This is a genomic window from Burkholderia sp. AW33-5 (assembly GCF_053427615.1).
On the sequence record NZ_JBSAXA010000001.1, the window covers coordinates 264115 to 281300 of the forward strand.

The 17186-nt window shown below is 66.8% G+C and carries 18 protein-coding genes; 11 read left to right on the top strand and 7 right to left on the bottom strand.

The features are described from left to right. Positions 1 to 2 precede the first annotated feature (2 nt). The 5 genes from ACV22V_RS01255 (at position 3) to ACV22V_RS01275 (ending at position 3923) form a co-directional block, all read left to right on the top strand. Positions 3 to 1070, top strand: a complete 1068-nt coding sequence (locus tag ACV22V_RS01255; RefSeq protein ID WP_448012761.1) for a maleylacetate reductase — start codon at positions 3 to 5, stop codon at positions 1068 to 1070. A gap of 28 nt (positions 1071 to 1098) precedes the next feature. Then, positions 1099 to 1974: an intradiol ring-cleavage dioxygenase gene (locus ACV22V_RS01260; RefSeq protein WP_059702958.1), complete on the top strand. Its 876-nt coding sequence runs from the start codon at positions 1099 to 1101 to the stop codon at positions 1972 to 1974. Between the two features lie 5 nt (positions 1975 to 1979). Continuing rightward, entirely contained in the window at positions 1980 to 2291 is a 312-nt protein-coding gene (locus ACV22V_RS01265; RefSeq protein ID WP_059532344.1) for a YciI family protein, read from the top strand. Between the two features lie 3 nt (positions 2292 to 2294). Beyond that, complete coding sequence (locus ACV22V_RS01270) at positions 2295 to 2633, top strand: Rieske (2Fe-2S) protein (RefSeq protein ID WP_448012762.1); 339 nt, start codon at positions 2295 to 2297, stop codon at positions 2631 to 2633. A gap of 201 nt (positions 2634 to 2834) precedes the next feature. After that, positions 2835 to 3923 carry a porin gene (locus ACV22V_RS01275; RefSeq protein ID WP_448012763.1) on the top strand — a complete coding sequence of 363 codons (1089 nt, stop codon included), beginning with the start codon at positions 2835 to 2837 and terminating at the stop codon, positions 3921 to 3923. A gap of 45 nt (positions 3924 to 3968) precedes the next feature. On the opposite strand, the gene ACV22V_RS01280 is transcribed toward ACV22V_RS01275, so the two are convergent. Beyond that, positions 3969 to 4628, bottom strand: a complete 660-nt coding sequence (locus ACV22V_RS01280) for a glutathione S-transferase family protein (RefSeq protein WP_448012764.1) — start codon at positions 4626 to 4628, stop codon at positions 3969 to 3971. A gap of 120 nt (positions 4629 to 4748) precedes the next feature. On the opposite strand from ACV22V_RS01280, the gene ACV22V_RS01285 reads away from it, so the two are divergent. Beyond that, positions 4749 to 5564, top strand: a complete 816-nt coding sequence (locus ACV22V_RS01285; RefSeq protein ID WP_448013005.1) for an AraC family transcriptional regulator — start codon at positions 4749 to 4751, stop codon at positions 5562 to 5564. Between the two features lie 121 nt (positions 5565 to 5685). Beyond that, positions 5686 to 6498: a hypothetical protein gene (locus tag ACV22V_RS01290; protein WP_448013006.1), complete on the top strand. Its 813-nt coding sequence runs from the start codon at positions 5686 to 5688 to the stop codon at positions 6496 to 6498. A gap of 54 nt (positions 6499 to 6552) precedes the next feature. On the opposite strand, the gene glmS is transcribed toward ACV22V_RS01290, so the two are convergent. Continuing rightward, entirely contained in the window at positions 6553 to 8382 is a 1830-nt protein-coding gene (gene glmS / locus ACV22V_RS01295; RefSeq protein ID WP_448012765.1) for a glutamine--fructose-6-phosphate transaminase (isomerizing), read from the bottom strand. A gap of 157 nt (positions 8383 to 8539) precedes the next feature. Between glmS and ACV22V_RS01300 the strand changes: the two genes are divergently transcribed. Next, positions 8540 to 9037, top strand: a complete 498-nt coding sequence (locus tag ACV22V_RS01300; protein ID WP_059532325.1) for an Lrp/AsnC family transcriptional regulator — start codon at positions 8540 to 8542, stop codon at positions 9035 to 9037. 36 nt (positions 9038 to 9073) lie between these two features. On the opposite strand, the gene ACV22V_RS01305 is transcribed toward ACV22V_RS01300, so the two are convergent. After that, positions 9074 to 9607, bottom strand: a complete 534-nt coding sequence (locus ACV22V_RS01305; protein ID WP_448012766.1) for a methylated-DNA--[protein]-cysteine S-methyltransferase — start codon at positions 9605 to 9607, stop codon at positions 9074 to 9076. Beyond that, entirely contained in the window at positions 9604 to 11082 is a 1479-nt protein-coding gene (locus ACV22V_RS01310; protein WP_448012767.1) for a DNA-3-methyladenine glycosylase 2 family protein, read from the bottom strand. The genes ACV22V_RS01305 and ACV22V_RS01310 overlap by 4 nt, the downstream gene beginning before the upstream one ends. A gap of 342 nt (positions 11083 to 11424) precedes the next feature. On the opposite strand from ACV22V_RS01310, the gene ACV22V_RS01315 reads away from it, so the two are divergent. Beyond that, positions 11425 to 12717: an MFS transporter gene (locus ACV22V_RS01315; RefSeq protein WP_059532316.1), complete on the top strand. Its 1293-nt coding sequence runs from the start codon at positions 11425 to 11427 to the stop codon at positions 12715 to 12717. Positions 12718 to 12829: 112 nt separating this feature from the next. Here the strand turns inward: ACV22V_RS01315 and ACV22V_RS01320 are convergent, their stop codons facing one another. Continuing rightward, entirely contained in the window at positions 12830 to 13933 is a 1104-nt protein-coding gene (locus tag ACV22V_RS01320) for a LacI family DNA-binding transcriptional regulator (RefSeq protein WP_059690394.1), read from the bottom strand. 103 nt (positions 13934 to 14036) lie between these two features. Here ACV22V_RS01320 and ACV22V_RS01325 point away from each other — a divergent pair, with 103 nt between their 5' ends. Beyond that, positions 14037 to 14873, top strand: coding sequence for an NAD-dependent epimerase/dehydratase family protein (locus ACV22V_RS01325; protein WP_448012768.1), 837 nt, complete (start codon positions 14037 to 14039; stop codon positions 14871 to 14873). Positions 14874 to 14901: 28 nt separating this feature from the next. Here the strand turns inward: ACV22V_RS01325 and ACV22V_RS01330 are convergent, their stop codons facing one another. Both ACV22V_RS01330 and ACV22V_RS01335 read right to left on the bottom strand, forming a co-directional pair. After that, positions 14902 to 15222 (bottom strand): DUF1330 domain-containing protein, encoded by a 321-nt coding sequence (locus tag ACV22V_RS01330; RefSeq protein ID WP_059532307.1) that lies wholly within the window; start codon positions 15220 to 15222, stop codon positions 14902 to 14904. Between the two features lie 165 nt (positions 15223 to 15387). Further along, positions 15388 to 15855: a MerR family transcriptional regulator gene (locus tag ACV22V_RS01335; protein ID WP_448012769.1), complete on the bottom strand. Its 468-nt coding sequence runs from the start codon at positions 15853 to 15855 to the stop codon at positions 15388 to 15390. Between the two features lie 79 nt (positions 15856 to 15934). Here ACV22V_RS01335 and ACV22V_RS01340 point away from each other — a divergent pair, with 79 nt between their 5' ends. Beyond that, positions 15935 to 17170, top strand: a complete 1236-nt coding sequence (locus tag ACV22V_RS01340; protein WP_448012770.1) for an NADH:flavin oxidoreductase/NADH oxidase family protein — start codon at positions 15935 to 15937, stop codon at positions 17168 to 17170. The last annotated feature ends 16 nt before the right edge of the window (positions 17171 to 17186 follow it).

Below are 17186 nucleotides of genomic sequence, written 5' to 3' on the forward strand. Positions count from 1 at the left end.
AAATGGAGCGCTTCGTCTATCAGGGAACGCCGTCGCGCGTCGTGTTCGAATGGGGCGCGCTCGAACGGCTGCCGGACGAGCTGTCCGCGCTCGGCGCGCAGCGGGCGCTGATTCTGTCGACGCCGGAACAGCAGCCCCTCGCCGAACGGGGCAGGCGCGTGCTCGGTGCGCGAGCGGCCGGCGTATGCGCGCAGGCCGTGATGCACGTGCCGGTCGAAGTCGCGCGTGCCGCGCGCGAGATGGCGGCCGAGCTGGGCGCGGACTGCTGCATCGCGATCGGCGGCGGCTCGACGATCGGGCTCGGCAAGGCGATCGCGCTCGAGTCGTCGCTGCCGATCCTCGCCGTGCCGACGACTTACGCGGGCTCGGAAATGACGCCGATCTTCGGGCTCACGGAAGGCCGGCTGAAGCGCACCGGGCGCGACGCGCGCGTGCTGCCGCGAACCGTGCTCTACGACCCGTCCCTGACGCTGTCGCTGCCGCCGGGGATTTCGGCGGCGTCGGGCGTCAATGCGATGGCGCACGCGGTCGAAGCGCTCTACGCGGAAGATGCGAACCCGGTGATCAGCCTGATGGCCGAGGAGTCGATTCGTGCGCTCGGCGAGGCGCTGCCGGCGATCGTTCGTGATCCGGACGATCGTGAGATGCGTAGCCGCGCGTTGTATGGCGCGTGGCTCGCCGGCACGTGCCTCGGCGCGGTCGGCATGGCGTTGCACCACAAGCTGTGTCATACGCTCGGCGGCACCTTCAACCTGCCGCATGCGCAGACGCACGCCGCGATGTTGCCGCATACCGCGCACTACAACCATGCCGCGGCGCCCGACGCGCTGCGCCGTGTCGCGCGTGCGCTGGGCGGCGCCGAGGCGGCCGACGCCGGCCCGCTGTTGTTCCGGCTGAATCGGCAACTGGGCCTGTCGCCGGCGCTTGCCGATATCGGGATGCCGGAAGCGGGCCTCGACGAAGCCGCCGACCTCGCCTGCCGGAATCCGTATGCGAATCCGCGGCCGATCGAACGTGCGCCGATTCGCGAATTGCTTCAGCATGCGTGGGAAGGGCGCGAGCCGCATTGAGCGGCCGGCCGCATCACAGGAGACGAACGTGACGAACGATCTTCATGACGACGGCGACACGCGGCTGACCGAGCAGGTCGTCGCCAGCTTCGACGATACGCCGAACCCGCGCTTGCGCGTGCTGATGCAGAGCCTCGTGCGGCATCTGCATGCGTTCGTTCGCGAGACGGAGCTGACCGAGGCCGAGTGGATGGCCGCGATTCGCTTCCTGACCGAAACCGGGCAGATGTGCGACGACGTCGTGCGCCAGGAATTCATCCTGCTGTCGGACACGCTGGGCGTGTCGATGCTGGTCGACGCGATCAACCATCGCTTCGCCACCGGCGCGACGGAAACGACCGTATTCGGCCCGTTCTACATCGAAGGCATGCCCGAGCGCGCGTATGGCGAGAACATGGCCTTCACGCCCGGCACGCCCGTCGTCGTGCATGGCCGCGTGCTCGCCACCGATGGCGCGCCGGTGCGCGACGCCGTGCTCGACGTGTGGCAGACCGCGGAAAACGGCATGTATTCCGGGCAGGACAAGGCGCAGCCGCACGGCAATCTGCGCGGCCGCTACCGGACCGACGCCGAAGGCCGTTATGCGATCACGACGATCCTGCCGGTCAGCTACCCGATTCCGACCGACGGGCCGGTCGGGAAGATGCTCGACGCGACCGGCCGTCATCCGTGGCGGCCCGCGCATCTGCACTTCATGATCGACGCGCCGGGCTATCGCAAGCTCGTCACGCATCTGTTCGACGAGGAGGATGCGTATCTGAAGTCGGATGCCGTCTTCGGCGTGAAGCCGTCGCTGATGGTTGCCTATCGTCCGCGTGCGGCGGGCGATGAACTCGCGCGCCGCGTTGGTTTGACGGGCGCATATCGCGAAGCGACGTACGACTTCGTGCTCGACCGGAGTTGACCGACATGGCGCGATTCTTTGCAGTGTTTGCGACGGACCAGCCCGGGATGCGCGACGTGCGCGACCGCGTGCGGTCCACGCATCGGACCTACCTGCGCTCCGCCGCGCAGCACGGTGTGTATGTGCGGCTCGGCGGACCGACGCTCGATCCGCAGGGCGATGCGATGAACGGCACGCTGCTCGTCGTCGAGGCGGACGACATCGATGCGGTGATGCAGTTCGTCGGCAACGATCCGTACGTGAAGGAGGGGCTGTTCTCGCGGGTGGAGGTTCGACCGTGGGACTGGAGCCTCGGCAATCCCGAGCGGAGAGCGTGAGTCATGGGTGCCGCGCAACTCTGCCGCTTCTCCGATGTGCCGGACGGTGGGGCGCGGGTCGTCGACGAAGCGCGCATCGGGCGTCCCGTCATCGTCGTGCGGCGTGGGGAGCAGGTGTGGGCGTATGTGAATCGTTGCCCGCATTTCTCGGTTCCGCTCGATTTCGTGCCGGGCAACGTTTCCTGCTACCGGTCCCAGGTGCTGATGTGTGCGCATCACAGCGCGCTGTTCAGGTTCGACGATGGCGTGTGCATCGACGGCCCGTGTTCGGGTGCCGGGCTGGAAGCCGTGGCTGTCGAGGTCGATTCGGCGGCTTGGGTGATTTGTCGGGACGCGCGGTAATCGCATTGCGCGGGATGAAATCGGGAATGAGCGGGATTTCATTCGTTCTGTTAAATCAGTAAAGCTAATCAAATACGAGTTTTTCCGACCCGGATGAATGCGAAGCCGGGACGGGGGAGTCGTTGTTTCACGAAGCATCGGGCGAGACCCGCGAGACAGCGGGCGACCGGTTCGCATTGACAGAAAAAAGACGGAGACACAATGAAACTGAGGTTTGGAGCAGTCGCGATGCTTGTCATCGCGCAGGGTGCGTACGCGCAGAGCAGCGTGACGCTGTTCGGTTTGATCGACAGCGGCATCTCGTATGTCAGCAACGAGGGTGGTGGAAAGAACGTCAAGTTCGACGACGGCATCTTCACGCCGAACCTGTTCGGCTTGCGCGGCACGGAAGATCTCGGTGGCGGATATCACGCGACGTTCGCGCTCGTGAACCAGTTCTCGATGGCGAACGGCAGCATCATCGGGACCGGAATCTTCGGGCGCAACGCATACGTGGGCATCGAGAGCGACCGGTTCGGCGGCATCAGGCTGGGAAATCAGTACGACTTCATGGTGGATTCCCTGTTTGCGAAGGGGAACGCGATCTCGATGGATCTCACGGGGCTGTACGGGTTCAGGAATGGCCCGTTCCAGCGTCTCGCGCTGCCGGGCAATCCGACCGGCGCATTCGACTGGGACCGCACGGCAGGCAGCAAGCCGGTCGCGAATGCGGTCAAATACAGCTCGCCGACGATTGCCGGGTTTTCCGGAGGCGTGATGTATGCGTTCGGCGGCGTGGCCGGTTCCGTCGGCGCGGACAATACCGTGAGCGCCGGGCTGAACTACGAAGTCGGGGCGTTCGGTATCGGTGCGGCCTATACGAACGAGAAGTATGGTCCGGCGCCGGGTACGCCATCGACCAGTGTGCGCAACTGGGGCGTCGGGATGCACTACGATTTCGGCGCGATCAGTGCAAAGGCGCTGCTGACGACCGTGCGCAATTCGTTCAACGACGCAGGCGTGTGGATGGCCGAAGCAGGCGGCGTGTGGCGCATCAGACCGGACGTCTTTCTCGGCGCGAAGTACATGTACATGAAGGGCAACGAAGCCGTGAACGACAACCATGCGCATCAGGTCAGCGTCGCGTTTCAGTACCTGTTGTCGAAACGGACGATGGTTTACGTGTCCGCGGATTATCAACGCGCGAACAGCGGCGCGAACGCGCAGATCAACGGCGTGCTCGATCCGAACGGGGCGTCCAGCTCGGCGAGTCAGGCCGTCGCGCGCGTCGGGGTGCATACGATGTTTTGACGGGGCGCCGGGCGGAACGTGCGTCAAGGTCCGCCCCGCACCGAACTACCTCGCGGCGGACGCTGCCTCCCTGGCCTTGTCCTGCTCCGCCGCGAGTGCCGCATCTGCCGCCTGCGCGCGCTGGATGGCCGGGCGCGCCAGCACGCGATCGATATAGGCGCGAATGCGCGGCGTCTCGGGCACGAGCTTGAACATCGTGGTCCAGTTCAGCGCGGAGCCCCACAGCACATCCGCGGCCGTGAAGCGCTCGCCCAGCAGCCAGGGCCCCTTTGCCAGTTGTGCATCGATCGCGTTGATGACGGTATCGAAGTCGCCGTACGGCGACGTCGAATAGGCCGCGGGCGGACGATTCATCGAGCGGTCGACGATGGCCGGCTCGAAGCACGAGCCATAGAACGTCATCCAGCGCAGGTACGGGCCGCGCAGTGAATCGCCGGGCGCCGGCGACAGGCCGGCTTCCGGATACAGTTCCGCCGCGTACATGTAGACGGCGGGCTGCTCGGTCACGATCACGTCGCCGTGACGCAGCGCGGGCACCTTGCCCATCGGGTTGAGTCGGAGATATTCGGCTTCGTGATGTTTGCCCGCGGAGAGGTCGAACGCGTGCAGTTCGTAGTCGGCGCTCAGTTCCTCGAGCAGCATCCGCGCGCCGGCCGATCGGCTGCGCGGGGAGTGGTACAGGGTCAGGTGACGGTCTTGCGGCATCGCGGGCTCCGGTATGCGTTCGGGACAAATATGGAAATGTAGGACGGCCGCGCGGCTTCGTCTTGGAAAAATCCGCTGCGGCGGTGCATCATCATGCAGTCACCTCAACGGTTCGTCACCATGGCCGACTTGCGTAACGTGACCGAGACGCCCAAAGGCGTCGTCGGTCCGAAAGCCTTCAATCAGCGCTTCCGCCTGAATCGCTATTACCCCTGTGCCGAACTGGCCGGGGTGCTGGATCATCACTGGATCGTCGAATGGGATCTGCGCGACCAGCCGCCGTATGTGCAGCGCACGCTGCCGTATCCGTGCGTGAATCTGGTCTTCGACCGGCGGCGGACGGGCATCTTCGGTGTGGTGTCGGGGGCGTTCGAGACGACGCTGGCCGGCGCCGGAAGAGTGATCGGCTTGCGGTTTCGGCCCGGGGCGTTCCGGGCGTTCTTCGGCAAGCCGGTGCATTTGTCGACCGACAAGGTGCTGCCGGTGTCGACGCTGCTCGATTGCGGCGATGCGGAAGCCGAGGACGCCGTGCTCGGTGCCGAGGATGATGCCGGGATGGTGGCGGCCGCGGAGGCGTTGCTGTTGCGGGTGCTGCCGCCGGCCGATCCGCAGGTCGAGCGCATTCATGGCATCTTGCAGATGCTGCAGCAGGACCTCGGGCTGACGCAGGTGCGCGATCTGGCCGAGCGCGCAGGGTTGAGCGAGCGCACGCTGCAGCAGCTCTTCTCCAACCATGTGGGCGTGACGCCGAAGTGGGTGATCTGCCGTTATCGCCTGCATGAGGCCGCGGACAAGCTCGCCAGCGGCGAGCCGGTCGATCTCGCGGAACTGGCTCATTCGTTGGGGTATTTCGACCAGGCGCATTTCACGCGCGATTTTCGGAAGCTGGTGGGGAAGGCGCCGGCGGAATATCGGCGGGAGGATGGTCGGGGATGAGGGTGCCGGCTCCCGATCGGCGACCGCACCATGGGTCATTTCACACCGTGGATGCGTTGCCGGTCATTCCGCCCTATAGTGCTCGTCGTTGACCGATCTGCCAGAAAATCAGGAGTTCGTCGTGCCGCACAGGAAATCCAAGTTGGGTCGCTCGAAATTCGCGTGGGCCGTCGCCTTGGCGGTGATGCTGGCGCCAGTGGCGGCGCATGCACAGGCGGCGTCCGTCGACGGCTCGACGCGCAACGCGCCCGCCGTCGATCAAGACTCGTCGCGCGTACGGCCGATTGTCGGCGACGATCCCGTTGCCATCCGGGATGCGCTGAAGAAGCAGCATTTCAGCGCCGCCGCACCTTCCTTGACTGCACGGGTTCGCGGCCTCGTCTCCAACGCGACCGACCGGCACGGCCCGAATCCCGACCTGGCGCCCATCAATCTCGATCGTGACGTGACATTCGTGGTGCCGGTGCGGTATGGGCTGAGGTATCAGTCGCAGCGGCACCTGTTGACGCTGGACGTCGACCTGTTCGACGCGGAGCGCGACGACCGGACGCGCATCCTGCTCAGAAAGGTCACGACGGGGCCACGAGGGCGAGGGCTCGTGATCGCACCCGAAGCGAAGGCAAAAGGATATATCCAGCAGGTCGACATCATCGAGCTCGAGTCCGGGCAAGGGAAGAAGAGCACGGTTCGCAGCCGCATGCGAATTTCGCCTGCCGTGTACGCCCAGGCGCATGGCGACTTCGCGCTCGTTTTATCGGGGCGCCTGGTTCGGCCTTACCTGACCGAACAAACCGAGCATGCCGATCCGAGCATCGAGGAGCCGACGGACATTACGACGCGGATCTCCAGGTTGCACATGGATCTCCAATCCATCTCGCTGGTGAGCCCGTCGAGCGGTGTCGTGCTGTCGAAGAAGCTGAGTTTGTCGAAGTAGCGATTTTCTTGGGCGGGGCGGTGATGCCGATCGGATGCGGGGGTGACCGGACCCTCACTCCACCGTCACCGATTTAGCAAGATTCCTCGGCTTATCGATATCCGTCCCCCTTGCCAACGCCGCGTGATAAGCCAGCAACTGCATCGGCACCGTATGCAGAATCGGCGAAAGCGGCCCGTAGTACTCGTTGAGCCGAATCACCTCGATCCCTTCACTCGGCACCAACCCGCAATCGACATCCGCGAACACGAAAAGCCTGCCGTTCCGCGCACTGACCTCGTGCATGTTCGACCGGAGCTTTTCGAGCAACACGTCATTCGGCGCCACCGCAATCACCGGCATTTCATTACTGACCAACGCCAGCGGCCCATGCTTCAACTCCCCGGCAGGATAAGCCTCCGCGTGGATATACGAAATCTCCTTCATCTTCAGCGCGCCTTCGAGCGCGATCGGATAATGCATCCCGCGTCCGAGAAACAGCATGTTGTCGCGTCGCGCGAGCAGCTCCGACCAGCCCATGATCTGCGGTTCCAGCGCGAGCACCTTCGACATCGCATCGGGCAGATGCCGCAGCGCACGCAGATGCGCCTTCTCGTCGTCATCGCTCAACCGCCCGTGCACCTGCGCCAGTGACAAAGTCAGCAGGAACAGCGCCACGAGCTGCGTCGTGAAAGCCTTCGTCGAAGCCACGCCGATCTCGATTCCCGCACGCGTGACGAACTGCAGCGCGCATTCGCGCATCAGCGCACTCGTCGCGACGTTGCAGATCGCGAGCGTATGCATCATCCCGCGCTGCTTCGCGACATGCACGGCGCCGAGCACGTCGGCCGTCTCGCCGCTCTGCGAGACCGCGACGACCAGCGTGCGCGGATGCGGGACGCTGTCGCGATAGCGAAACTCGCTCGCGATCTCGACGCTCGCCGGCAGCTTCGCGATGCTCTCGATCCAGTATTTCGCGGTCAGCGCCGCGTGATAGCTGCCGCCGCACGCGAGCAGCAACACCGAATCGACGTCGTTGAACACGCGCCACGCGCCGTCGCCGAACAGCTCGGGCATGATCGATCCGACATCGAGCAACGTATCGGCCACCGCCTGCGGCTGCTCGAAGATTTCCTTCTGCATGTAGTAGCGATACGCGCCGAGGTCCGCCGCGCCGCTGTGCGCGGCCACGCGCTGCACCGCGCGCTCGACGCGCTGTCCGGCCGCATCGACGATCCAGTAGCGGTGCAGCTGAATATCGGCGACGTCACCATTCTCGAGGTAAGCGATGCGATCGGTGATGCCCGACAACGCGATCGCATCCGATGCCAGGAAATTCTCGCCATCGCCGACACCGACGACGAGCGGCATCCCGTCGCGCGCGCCGACGATCCGGTGCGGTTCGTCGCGGCACATCACCGCGATCGCATAGCTGCCGCGCAGCCGCGCGACCGCGCGGCGCACCGCGTCGAACAGGTCGCCGTCATACAGATGGTCGATCAGATGCGCGATCGCTTCGCTGTCGGTCTGGCTCGCGAACACGTAACCGTGCGCCTGCAATTGCGCGCGCAGTTGATCGCAGTTCTCGATGATCCCGTTGTGCGACAGCGCGATGCGCGCGTTGTCGTCGCTCGGCGAGAAGTGCGGGTGCGCGTTGAGCGTGACGGGCGCGCCATGCGTTGCCCAGCGCGTATGCGCGATGCCGGTGTAGCCGGACAGCGCGTGCGCGGCGATCTCGCGCTGCAGGTTGGCGACGCGGTCGACGCTGCGCGCCCGCGCCAGCGCACGGTCGCGATAGACCACGACACCGCACGAGTCGTAACCGCGGTATTCGAGCCGCTTCAGCCCGTCGACGAGGTTCGGCAGGATGTCCCGCTGGGCAACCGCCCCGACAATTCCACACATATCGCGCTCCGTAAATGTCCTGTCTGGACCCGTGACAGCGATGGTAGAAGCGGTTGAATGGAATTAAATTTCAAAATACGACAAAAATTGAAACGGGAAATGGATCTGATATCGTGTTGAAATTAAATTTCACAACCTTGACCGGAAGGAGCCGCCGATGGCCGGCATCACGCTCGACGATCTCGACCTGCGCATTCTCGCGATCCTGCAGGACGACGCATCGGTGTCGAACCTGCAACTCGCCGAGCGCGCGCTGTCGTCGCCGCCGACGTGCATGCGCCGCGTGCGGCGGCTGACGGAAGCGGGCGTGATTCGTCGCCAGGTCGCGGTGCTCGACCCGGTCGCGATCGGCACGGCCGTCACGGCCTTGATCGAGATCAGCCTCGACCGGCAGACGGCGGAAGACTACGACGCGTTCGAGGCTTACGTGTGCGCGGAGCCGGCGGTCACGCAGTGCTATCGCGTGTCGCCGGGGCCGGATTTCGTGGTGGTGGCCGATCTGGCGGACGTCGCCGAATACGACGCGTTCGCGCGGCGGCTGTTCACCGGCGCATCGAACGTCCGCAACGTGCGGACGTTCTTCTCGACGCATCGCGCGAAGTTCGAGGCGAACGCGCGGGTCACGCATGCGATGCGCAAGCGCGGCGACGACTAGACCGCACGACACGCGTCGAACGGTGCATGCGCGATGTCAGAACGCGAACGTCTGCTGCATCGGATGGCGCTCGCCGCGCACGAGCCCGGCGCCTTCGAGCGCCAGCAACGCGCGTTTCCGTTCGATGCCGCCTGCATACCCGGTCAGGCTGCCGGAAGCGCCGATCACGCGATGGCACGGCACCATGATCGACACGGGATTGCGGCCGACCGCGCCGCCGACGGCGCGCGCGGCACTCATCGGCAGCCCGACGCGTTCGGTGATGTCGCCGTACGACACGAGTTCGCCGAACGGAATCGCGAGCAATTCCTTCCACACGCTGCGCTGAAACGCGGTGCCGCGCAGATGAATCGGCACCGAGAAGGTTTCGCGCGTGCCGGTGAAATATTCCGCGACTTCGTCGGCAACCTTGCGCGCGAGCGGCGACGCGTTGCGTGCATCCGCATCCGGTGCGACCGCCAGCGACGGATAGTATTTCTGGCCGACGAAGAAGAGGCCCGTCAGGGCATCGTCCTCGATACGGATGGCGATGTCGCCCAGCGGGCTCGGAATCAGATGAGCGGGAGTCATCGCGAAGCGTCTCCATGAAGGCGCCACACATGCAGTGCGGCATATGCGCGCCACGGCGCCCAGCGCGACGCATGCGGCGCGGATGATGCGATGCTGCGCGGACGCTCGGCGGCGGCGGCGCGCGGTGCAAGCCATGCGTCGTCCGCGGGGAACGCGTTCGGCCACGCCATCGCACGCATCGCGACATACTGCACCGCGCGTTCGTCGAAGCCGGGCAGCGCGCGCAACGCATCGAGCGTCGCGTCGAGCGGCGCCATCGGTTCGAGCGCGAGCGTGCCGTCGGCGACTGCACGCGCCAGCGACACGATCGCCCGCGCCGCGTCACGTGTCACGCCGATGGCTTCGAGCGCCGCCGGCGGCGCCGTCGCCAGCGTCGCGGCGGAAGGCAGCGCATGCGTGAGCCCCGGCGGCGCGTGGTCCACCGGCGTGCCGAAGCGTTCGGCCACGCGCGCCAGCACCGCGCCTGCCTGTGTCTGCGCCAATCGCTCGCCCGCGATCGCACGCATCGCGATCTCGAGCCCGTCGAACGCGCCGGGCACGCGCAGGCCGGGCGAGCCGTCCGCGAGTTCGCCCAGATGCGCGTCGATCACGTCCGGGCGGCTGTCGAGATCGAACAGCCGCCGCACGCGCGCGAGCACGGCCGGGACGACGGGCGTGAGCGCGGGCGACACGGTCACCGCGAGCGCGAACCGCTGCGGCACGTGCGTGACGGACAGCCAGCCCGTCACCTGAGCGTTGCCGTGCCCGTTCGGCAGCGCGACGACACGCGCATAGCCGTGCGCATCGATGCACTCGACGCCGTCGATCTGCCGCTGCGCGAGAAAGCGCATCAACTCGGGCCATGCGAACGGCGGCCGATACGGTAGCGGGAAGGTCATGTCGCCATTGGCGGATGCGCCGGCGCCCTTGCGCAGGCGCAGCGGATTGAGACCGTAGCGCTGGCGGAACAGATCGTTGAAGCGTCGCACGCTGCCGAACCCGGCAGTCGACGCAACCACGGCCACGGGCAGCGCGGTATCGGTCAGGAGGCGCTTGGCCATAAGCAGACGGTGCGTCTGCGCGAATTCGACCGGCGACACGCCGAACTGCGCGGCGAAGATTCGGCGCAGATGGCGCTCGGTCACGCCGACGCGCCGCGCGAGCGCGTCGACGGAGTGTTCGTTCAGGAAACCGTCCTCGATCAGCGACGCGCCCGCGTCGGCGAGATTGCCGGACAGGTCGAGCAGCCCGTGGCCCGGCGCGAGCTCGGGCCGGCACCGCATGCACGGCCGAAAGCCGGCTTTCTCCGCGGCGGCGGCGGTCGGGTAATAGCTGCAGTTCCGCGCCTTCGGCGGCTTCACCGGGCAAACGGGGCGGCAATACACGCCCGTCGTCGACACACCGACGAAGAACCAGCCGTCGAAGCGGCGGTTCCGCGAAAGCAGGGCGTCGTAGCAGGTGTCCGGATCGAGGTGCATGAGACGACTGTAAACCATCCGCGCCGACGATTCTGGCTGGAATCGGACATGTGTCTCGACGCGCCGGCTCGCGTCATGCCCCCGTTTCGAACGCAGGAAAGTCCCGAAAAAACGGTTAATGCCACTTTGCGGAACAGTCATCTCTTTTTGTGCGGCCGGATTTGAGATGACTCATCGAAATCCCCGACTGACACGGCACCGGGCCAAGCCCTATTCTTTGAAAAACGTTTTCCAGAACTCGACGGACGAGCGGCCGGGCCACGCAAAAGGCGGGCCGCCGTCCACCCCGGCGCCCGTCGCCGGTCACGGACAGACACCATCCAGCGGCGCGACGGGCGCGGCCGCGCATCGGAGACACTCATGCAATCTGCCGTCGTCGGCGCGGTGCGCGCGGCCGCCAGCCGCTACCGCTGGACCGTCTGTGCGCTGCTGTTCTTCGCGACCGTCATCAACTACATGGATCGACAGATCCTCGGCCTGCTCGCGCCGATGCTCCAGCACGACATCGGCTGGAGCCAGGTGCAGTACGGCCGCATCGTGATGGCGTTTTCCGCGTTCTACGCGATCGGCCTGCTCGGCTTCGGGCGCATCGTCGACTGGCTCGGCACGCGCATCTCGTATGCGGTCGCGATGCTGGTGTGGAGCATCGCGGCGATGCTGCACGCGGCGGTCGGCTCCGTGATGGGCTTCGCGGCCGTGCGCGCGCTGCTCGGGATCGGCGAGGGCGGCAACTTCCCGGCCGCGATCAAGACGACGGCCGAATGGTTTCCGCGTCGCGAGCGCGCGCTCGCCACCGGCATCTTCAACTCGGGCGCGAACATCGGCGCGGTGTTCGCGCCGGCGATCATCCCGGCGATCGCGGTGGCCTACGGATGGCGCGCGGCGTTCGTGATCGTCGGCGCGATCGGCATCGTGTGGCTCGCGGTCTGGCTGGTGATGTATCGCACGGCCGACACGCGCGCGCTGGCCGCCGAATACGACGAGCCGCGCGACGAAGCCGAAGCGCTCGACGCGGCGAACGCGGATGCCGGTGCGCCGCGCTGGGGCGAACTGATCCGCAAGCGCGAGACGTGGGCGTTCCTGATCGGCAAGTTCCTGACCGACCCGGTGTGGTGGTTCTACCTGTTCTGGCTGCCGAAGTGGCTCAACGAGTCGCGCGGGATGGACATGCAGCATATCGGCCTGCCGCTCGTGTGCATCTATGCGCTGACGACGGTCGGCAGCATCGGCGGCGGCTGGCTGTCGTCGATGCTGTTGCGCGCGGGCTGGAGTGTGAACGGCGCGCGCAAGACGGCGATGCTGATCTGCGCGTGCTGCGTGCTGCCGATCGCGTTCGTGTCGCAGGTGCAGAGCCTGTGGATCGCGGTGCTGATCGTCGGCCTCGCGGCCGCCGCGCACCAGGGCTGGTCGGCGAACCTGTTCACGACGGCGTCCGACCTGTTCCCGCGCCGCGCGGTCGCGTCGGTGGTCGGCATCGGCGGGATGGCCGGTTCGATCGGCGGCGTGCTGTTCTCGGAAGTGATCGGCCAGGTGCTGCAACGCACGGGCCACTACTGGGTGCTGTTCGCGATCGGGGCGCTGGCCTATCTGCTCGCGCTGGCGGTCATGCACATGCTCACACCGAAGATGAAGCCCGCGAAGCTCGACGCTTGATCGCATGCCGGAAAACGAACGCGCCGCCCCGGAGGCGGCGCGTTTTCATTTGCGATGGACGGAGGCGACGTGACGACGAAGAGGCGGCAGGCGGAGGACGCGACCGCGCGCTTCAACCGGCCGCGGCCGTCGACGCACGCATGATCAGCCGCGGCTCGAACGTCGAATAGCTCGCGTCGGTGCGCCCGGCGAGCGCGTCGATCAGCTTCTGCATCGCGAGTTCGCCCATGTTCTCGCTCTGGATGTCGATGGTGGTCAGCGCGGGCGCCGCGTATGCGCCGTACGGCACGTTGTCGACGCCGGCGACGGACACGTCCTGCGGCAGCCGGAACCCGAGCGACGCGGCTTCCTTCATGAAGCCGAGCGCGATCAGGTCGTTGTAGCAGATCACGGCCTGCGGGCGGTGCGGCCCGAGCATCACGCGCGAGCATGCGCGCTCGCCGGCTTCGGCGGTCGGCGCATGCGCGTCGTGCACGTCGAGCGTGAGCCCCGCTTCGGCGAGACAGTCGCGCGCGCCCTGGATCCGTTCGTCGTTCACGCGCGCGGTGCCGAAACCGAGGTACGCGATGCGCGTATGGCCGAGATTGAGCAGGTGACGCGCGAGCATGTAGGTGGCGAGCCGGTTGTCGATGCCGACGCTCGGAATCGGCAGGCCGGGGCTGCGACGCAGCAGCACGAGCGGCTTGTGCAGGTCGAGCATCCAGCCGGCCTGGTCGTCGGGCATCCGCGTGCTGACGATCAGCCCGTCGACGCGTTGCGCGAGCGCCTCGATCAGCGAGCGTTCGCGCGCCTGGTTCTCTTCGGTATCGACGAGCAGCAGCGTGTAGTCGTGCTGAAGCGCGACGCGGTTCGCGCCCTTGACGACGTTCGTGAAGTGCGGGTTGCTGATGTCGAGGATCACGAGGCCGATGGTGCGCGTGCGCCCGGTGATCATCGAGCGCGCGAGCGGGTTCGAACGGTAGCCGAGCCGCTCGATCGCTTCCTTGAGCCGCGCTTCGACGGTCGGCGAAAAGCGCTGCGTGCCGTTCACGTACTTGGATACCGTCGCGACCGACACACCGGCTTCCGCCGCCACGTCGCGGATCGTCGGGGAAACTTTTTTCATCGGAAGGGTAACGTTTTCGTTCGATTGCACCGGATTGTGGCAGAAAAAGCCGGCGTCCGGCCGCCGACCGATATCGGGAAAGTGCGGATGACTGCGAGCGGATTCGACCATTGACGGTCGGCTTTTGTCCCGCGTATAGTTGGAAAACGTTTTCCGGTTCAGCCCGGTTTCGGGCGACGTCCAGGACACTTCAGAACAGATTCAAGGAGATTCGATGAACGCCACATCCACCGGCGCACGCAAGCCGTTCGGGCGCCTGCTGCTGACCGGCGCGGCCGGCAACCTTGGCCGTCAGGTGCGCGGCGCGCTGGCGAACTGGGCCGACGTCGTGCGCGTGAGCGACATCGCCGCGCTCGACGACGCGGCCCCGCATGAAGAAATCCGGGTCGTCGATCTGGCGGACCGGCCGGCGGTGATGGCGCTCGTCGACGGCGTCGACGCGATCGTCCACCTCGGTGGCATTTCGGTCGACGCGCCGTTCGACGATCTCGTCGATGCGAACATCACCGGCACGTACAACCTGTACGAAGCCGCGCGCAAGCACGGCGTGAAGCGCATCGTGTTCGCGAGTTCGAACCATGCGATCGGTTTTCATCCGGTCACGGAAGTGCTCGACGCCGATTCGCCGCAGCGTCCGGACAGCCTGTATGGCGTGACGAAGTGCTTCGGCGAGTCGCTGTCGCGCTACTACTTCGACCGCTTCGGGATCGAGACGGTGTGCCTGCGGATCGGCTCGTCGTTCGAGGCGCCGAAGAATCCGCGCATGCTGGTGACGTTCCTCAGCTATCGCGACCTCATCGAGCTCGTGCGCTGCTCGCTGCTGACGAACCGCGTCGGGCACGCGATCGTCTACGGCGTGTCGGACAACCCGGTGAAATGGTGGGACAACACGAAGGCCGGCTTCCTCGGCTATCGGCCGCAGGACAGCTCCGAGCAGTTCGCCGGGCTGTTCCCGGTGACGGCGCCGACCGCCGAGTACGACGATCCCGCGCAGCGCTACCAGGGCGGCGGTTTCGTCGTCGGCGAGCCGATGGAGCGCAACGCGAAGTAGGCATCGCGGGCGTTGCCGGCGTCGCCGGTCAGCGCAGGATGTCCGTCGCCTTGTGCCGTTCGTCCACGCCGTCGATCAGGATCAACGGGCCGCTCGCGTGCCGCGCGCGCAGCGGCTGGATCCGCCGGTACGCGTCCGATTCGTACCACGTGCGCGCCGTATCGAGATCGGGAAACGCAATCGCGATCAGGTCGCCGCGCCACACGCCTTCGCGCACGTCGGGCCGCGCGCCGTGAATCACGAAATGACCGTCGAACGGCGCGAGCGTGCCGTCGATGCGTTCGAGGTATTCGACGATGTCGTCGCACATTTCAACGTCGTGCAGGTGGGCGATGGCGTAGGCGGTCATGGCAGGCTCCGTGGCGTCGATCGGTGAAGCCATGATCGGAGCGCGGGCGGCGCGCGTCGATTACCTGCGACGTAAGCATCTTCATGTGGCCGTGCCCGATGCCGCCCGCGCGCGGGCAGCACATACCGCGCGCCGCACGTCACGGACATCGCGCGCGCGACCGACTCACGCGCGCTTGCGGATCGGCCGCGGGCGCGGCACAGCGGCCGGCTCCGATTCCGACTCCGCCGCTTCCTTGCACAGCTTGTCGAGCATGCGTTGCGCGGCGCCCGCGCAATCCTCGCCGGCGGGCTTGTTCGCGATCTCGTCGATCAGCGCCTGCAGGTTGCGCCGGTTCTGCGCGAGCCGCTGTTCGAGCAGCGCGATTTCGTCGACCTTGTGCCGCAACGCCTGCAGCAGTTCGTCGCGCGGCCACGCGCCGAGATCGGGCGGCAGCACCGCGCGGATCTCGTCGAGCGCGAAGCCCGCGCGCTGCGCGCGGTCGATGATCGCGAGCCGCGTCAGCGCTTCCGGCCCGTATTCCCGATAACCGTTCGCCTGCCGGCGCGCCGGCTCGAGCAGGCCGCTCGCTTCGTAGAAGCGGATGCGCGACGCCGCGATGCCGCTGGTTCGCGCCAACTCGCCGATCTTCATCGTTGTGCTCCGGAGGGGGCTTGACCTTGAAGCTGACTTTAAAGTTATGGTTGGGCATCGTCAATCGAGGATGTCCACCATGAACCTGTTTGCGCCCCTCACGCTGCCCAATGGCGCGGTGATCCCGAACCGGCTCGCCAAGGCCGCGATGGAAGAGAACATGGCCGATGCGGACCACGCGCCGTCCGACGCGTTGCTGCGCCTGTACCAGGCGTGGGCGGACGGCCGGGCGGGCCTGATCCTGACCGGCAACGTGATGGTGGACGGCCGCGCGATGACGGGGCCGAACGGCGTCGTGCTCGACAGCGATGCGCATCTCGACCGCTTCCGGCGCTGGGCGCAGGTCGCGCGCTCCGGCGGCGCGCACGCGTGGATGCAGATCAACCACCCGGGGCGCCAGATGCAGGCGGCGCTCGGCCAGACGACGCTCGCGCCGTCGGCCGTGCCGCTCGCGCTCGGCGCGCTGTCGAAGCAGTTCCCGGTGCCGAAGGAGATGACGGAAGCCGACATCGTCGACGTGCGGCGGCGCTTCGTGCGCACCGCGCAGCTCGCCGAGCAGAGCGGCTTCACCGGCGTGCAGATCCACGCGGCGCACGGTTATCTGCTGAGCCAGTTCCTGTCGCCGCTGACGAACCGCCGGCAGGACGCGTGGGGCGGCAGCATCGAGCACCGCGCGCGGCTGCTGCTCGACATCGTGCGCGAGGTGCGCGCGACGGTGTCGCCGGCGTTCGTCGTGTCGGTCAAGCTGAATTCGGCCGACTTCCAGCGCGGCGGCTTCAGCGCGGACGATGCGAAGCGCGTCGTCGAATTGCTGAATCCGCTCGGCGTCGATCTCGTCGAGTTGTCGGGCGGCAGCTACGAAGTGCCGGCGATGCAGGGCGAGGCGCGCGACGGGCGCACGCTGGCCCGCGAAGCGTATTTCCTCGAATTCGCGCGGGACATCACGGCCGTCGCGGCCATGCCGCTGATGGTCACGGGCGGGATCCGGCGCCGCGCGGTGGCCGAGCAGGTGGTCGCCAGCGGCGTGGCGATGGTCGGCATCGCGACCGCGCTGTCGATCGAGCCGAACCTGCCGCGCGACTGGCAGGCCGGCAAGGACAGCGCGCCGGCGCTGCAGCCGATCCGCTGGAAGAACAAGGCGCTGGGTGCGCTGGCGAACATGGCCGTCGTGAAGTTTCAGCTCGCGCGGTTGAGTGTCGGGCGGCGCACGCACCCGGGCGTGTCGCCGCTGCGCGCGCTGGTGTCGCAGCAACTCGCCGCGCAGTGCCAGACGCGGCGTTACCGCAAGTGGATGGCGGGGCGGGCGGCGCGCTAGCCGCGAAGGCGCGGCG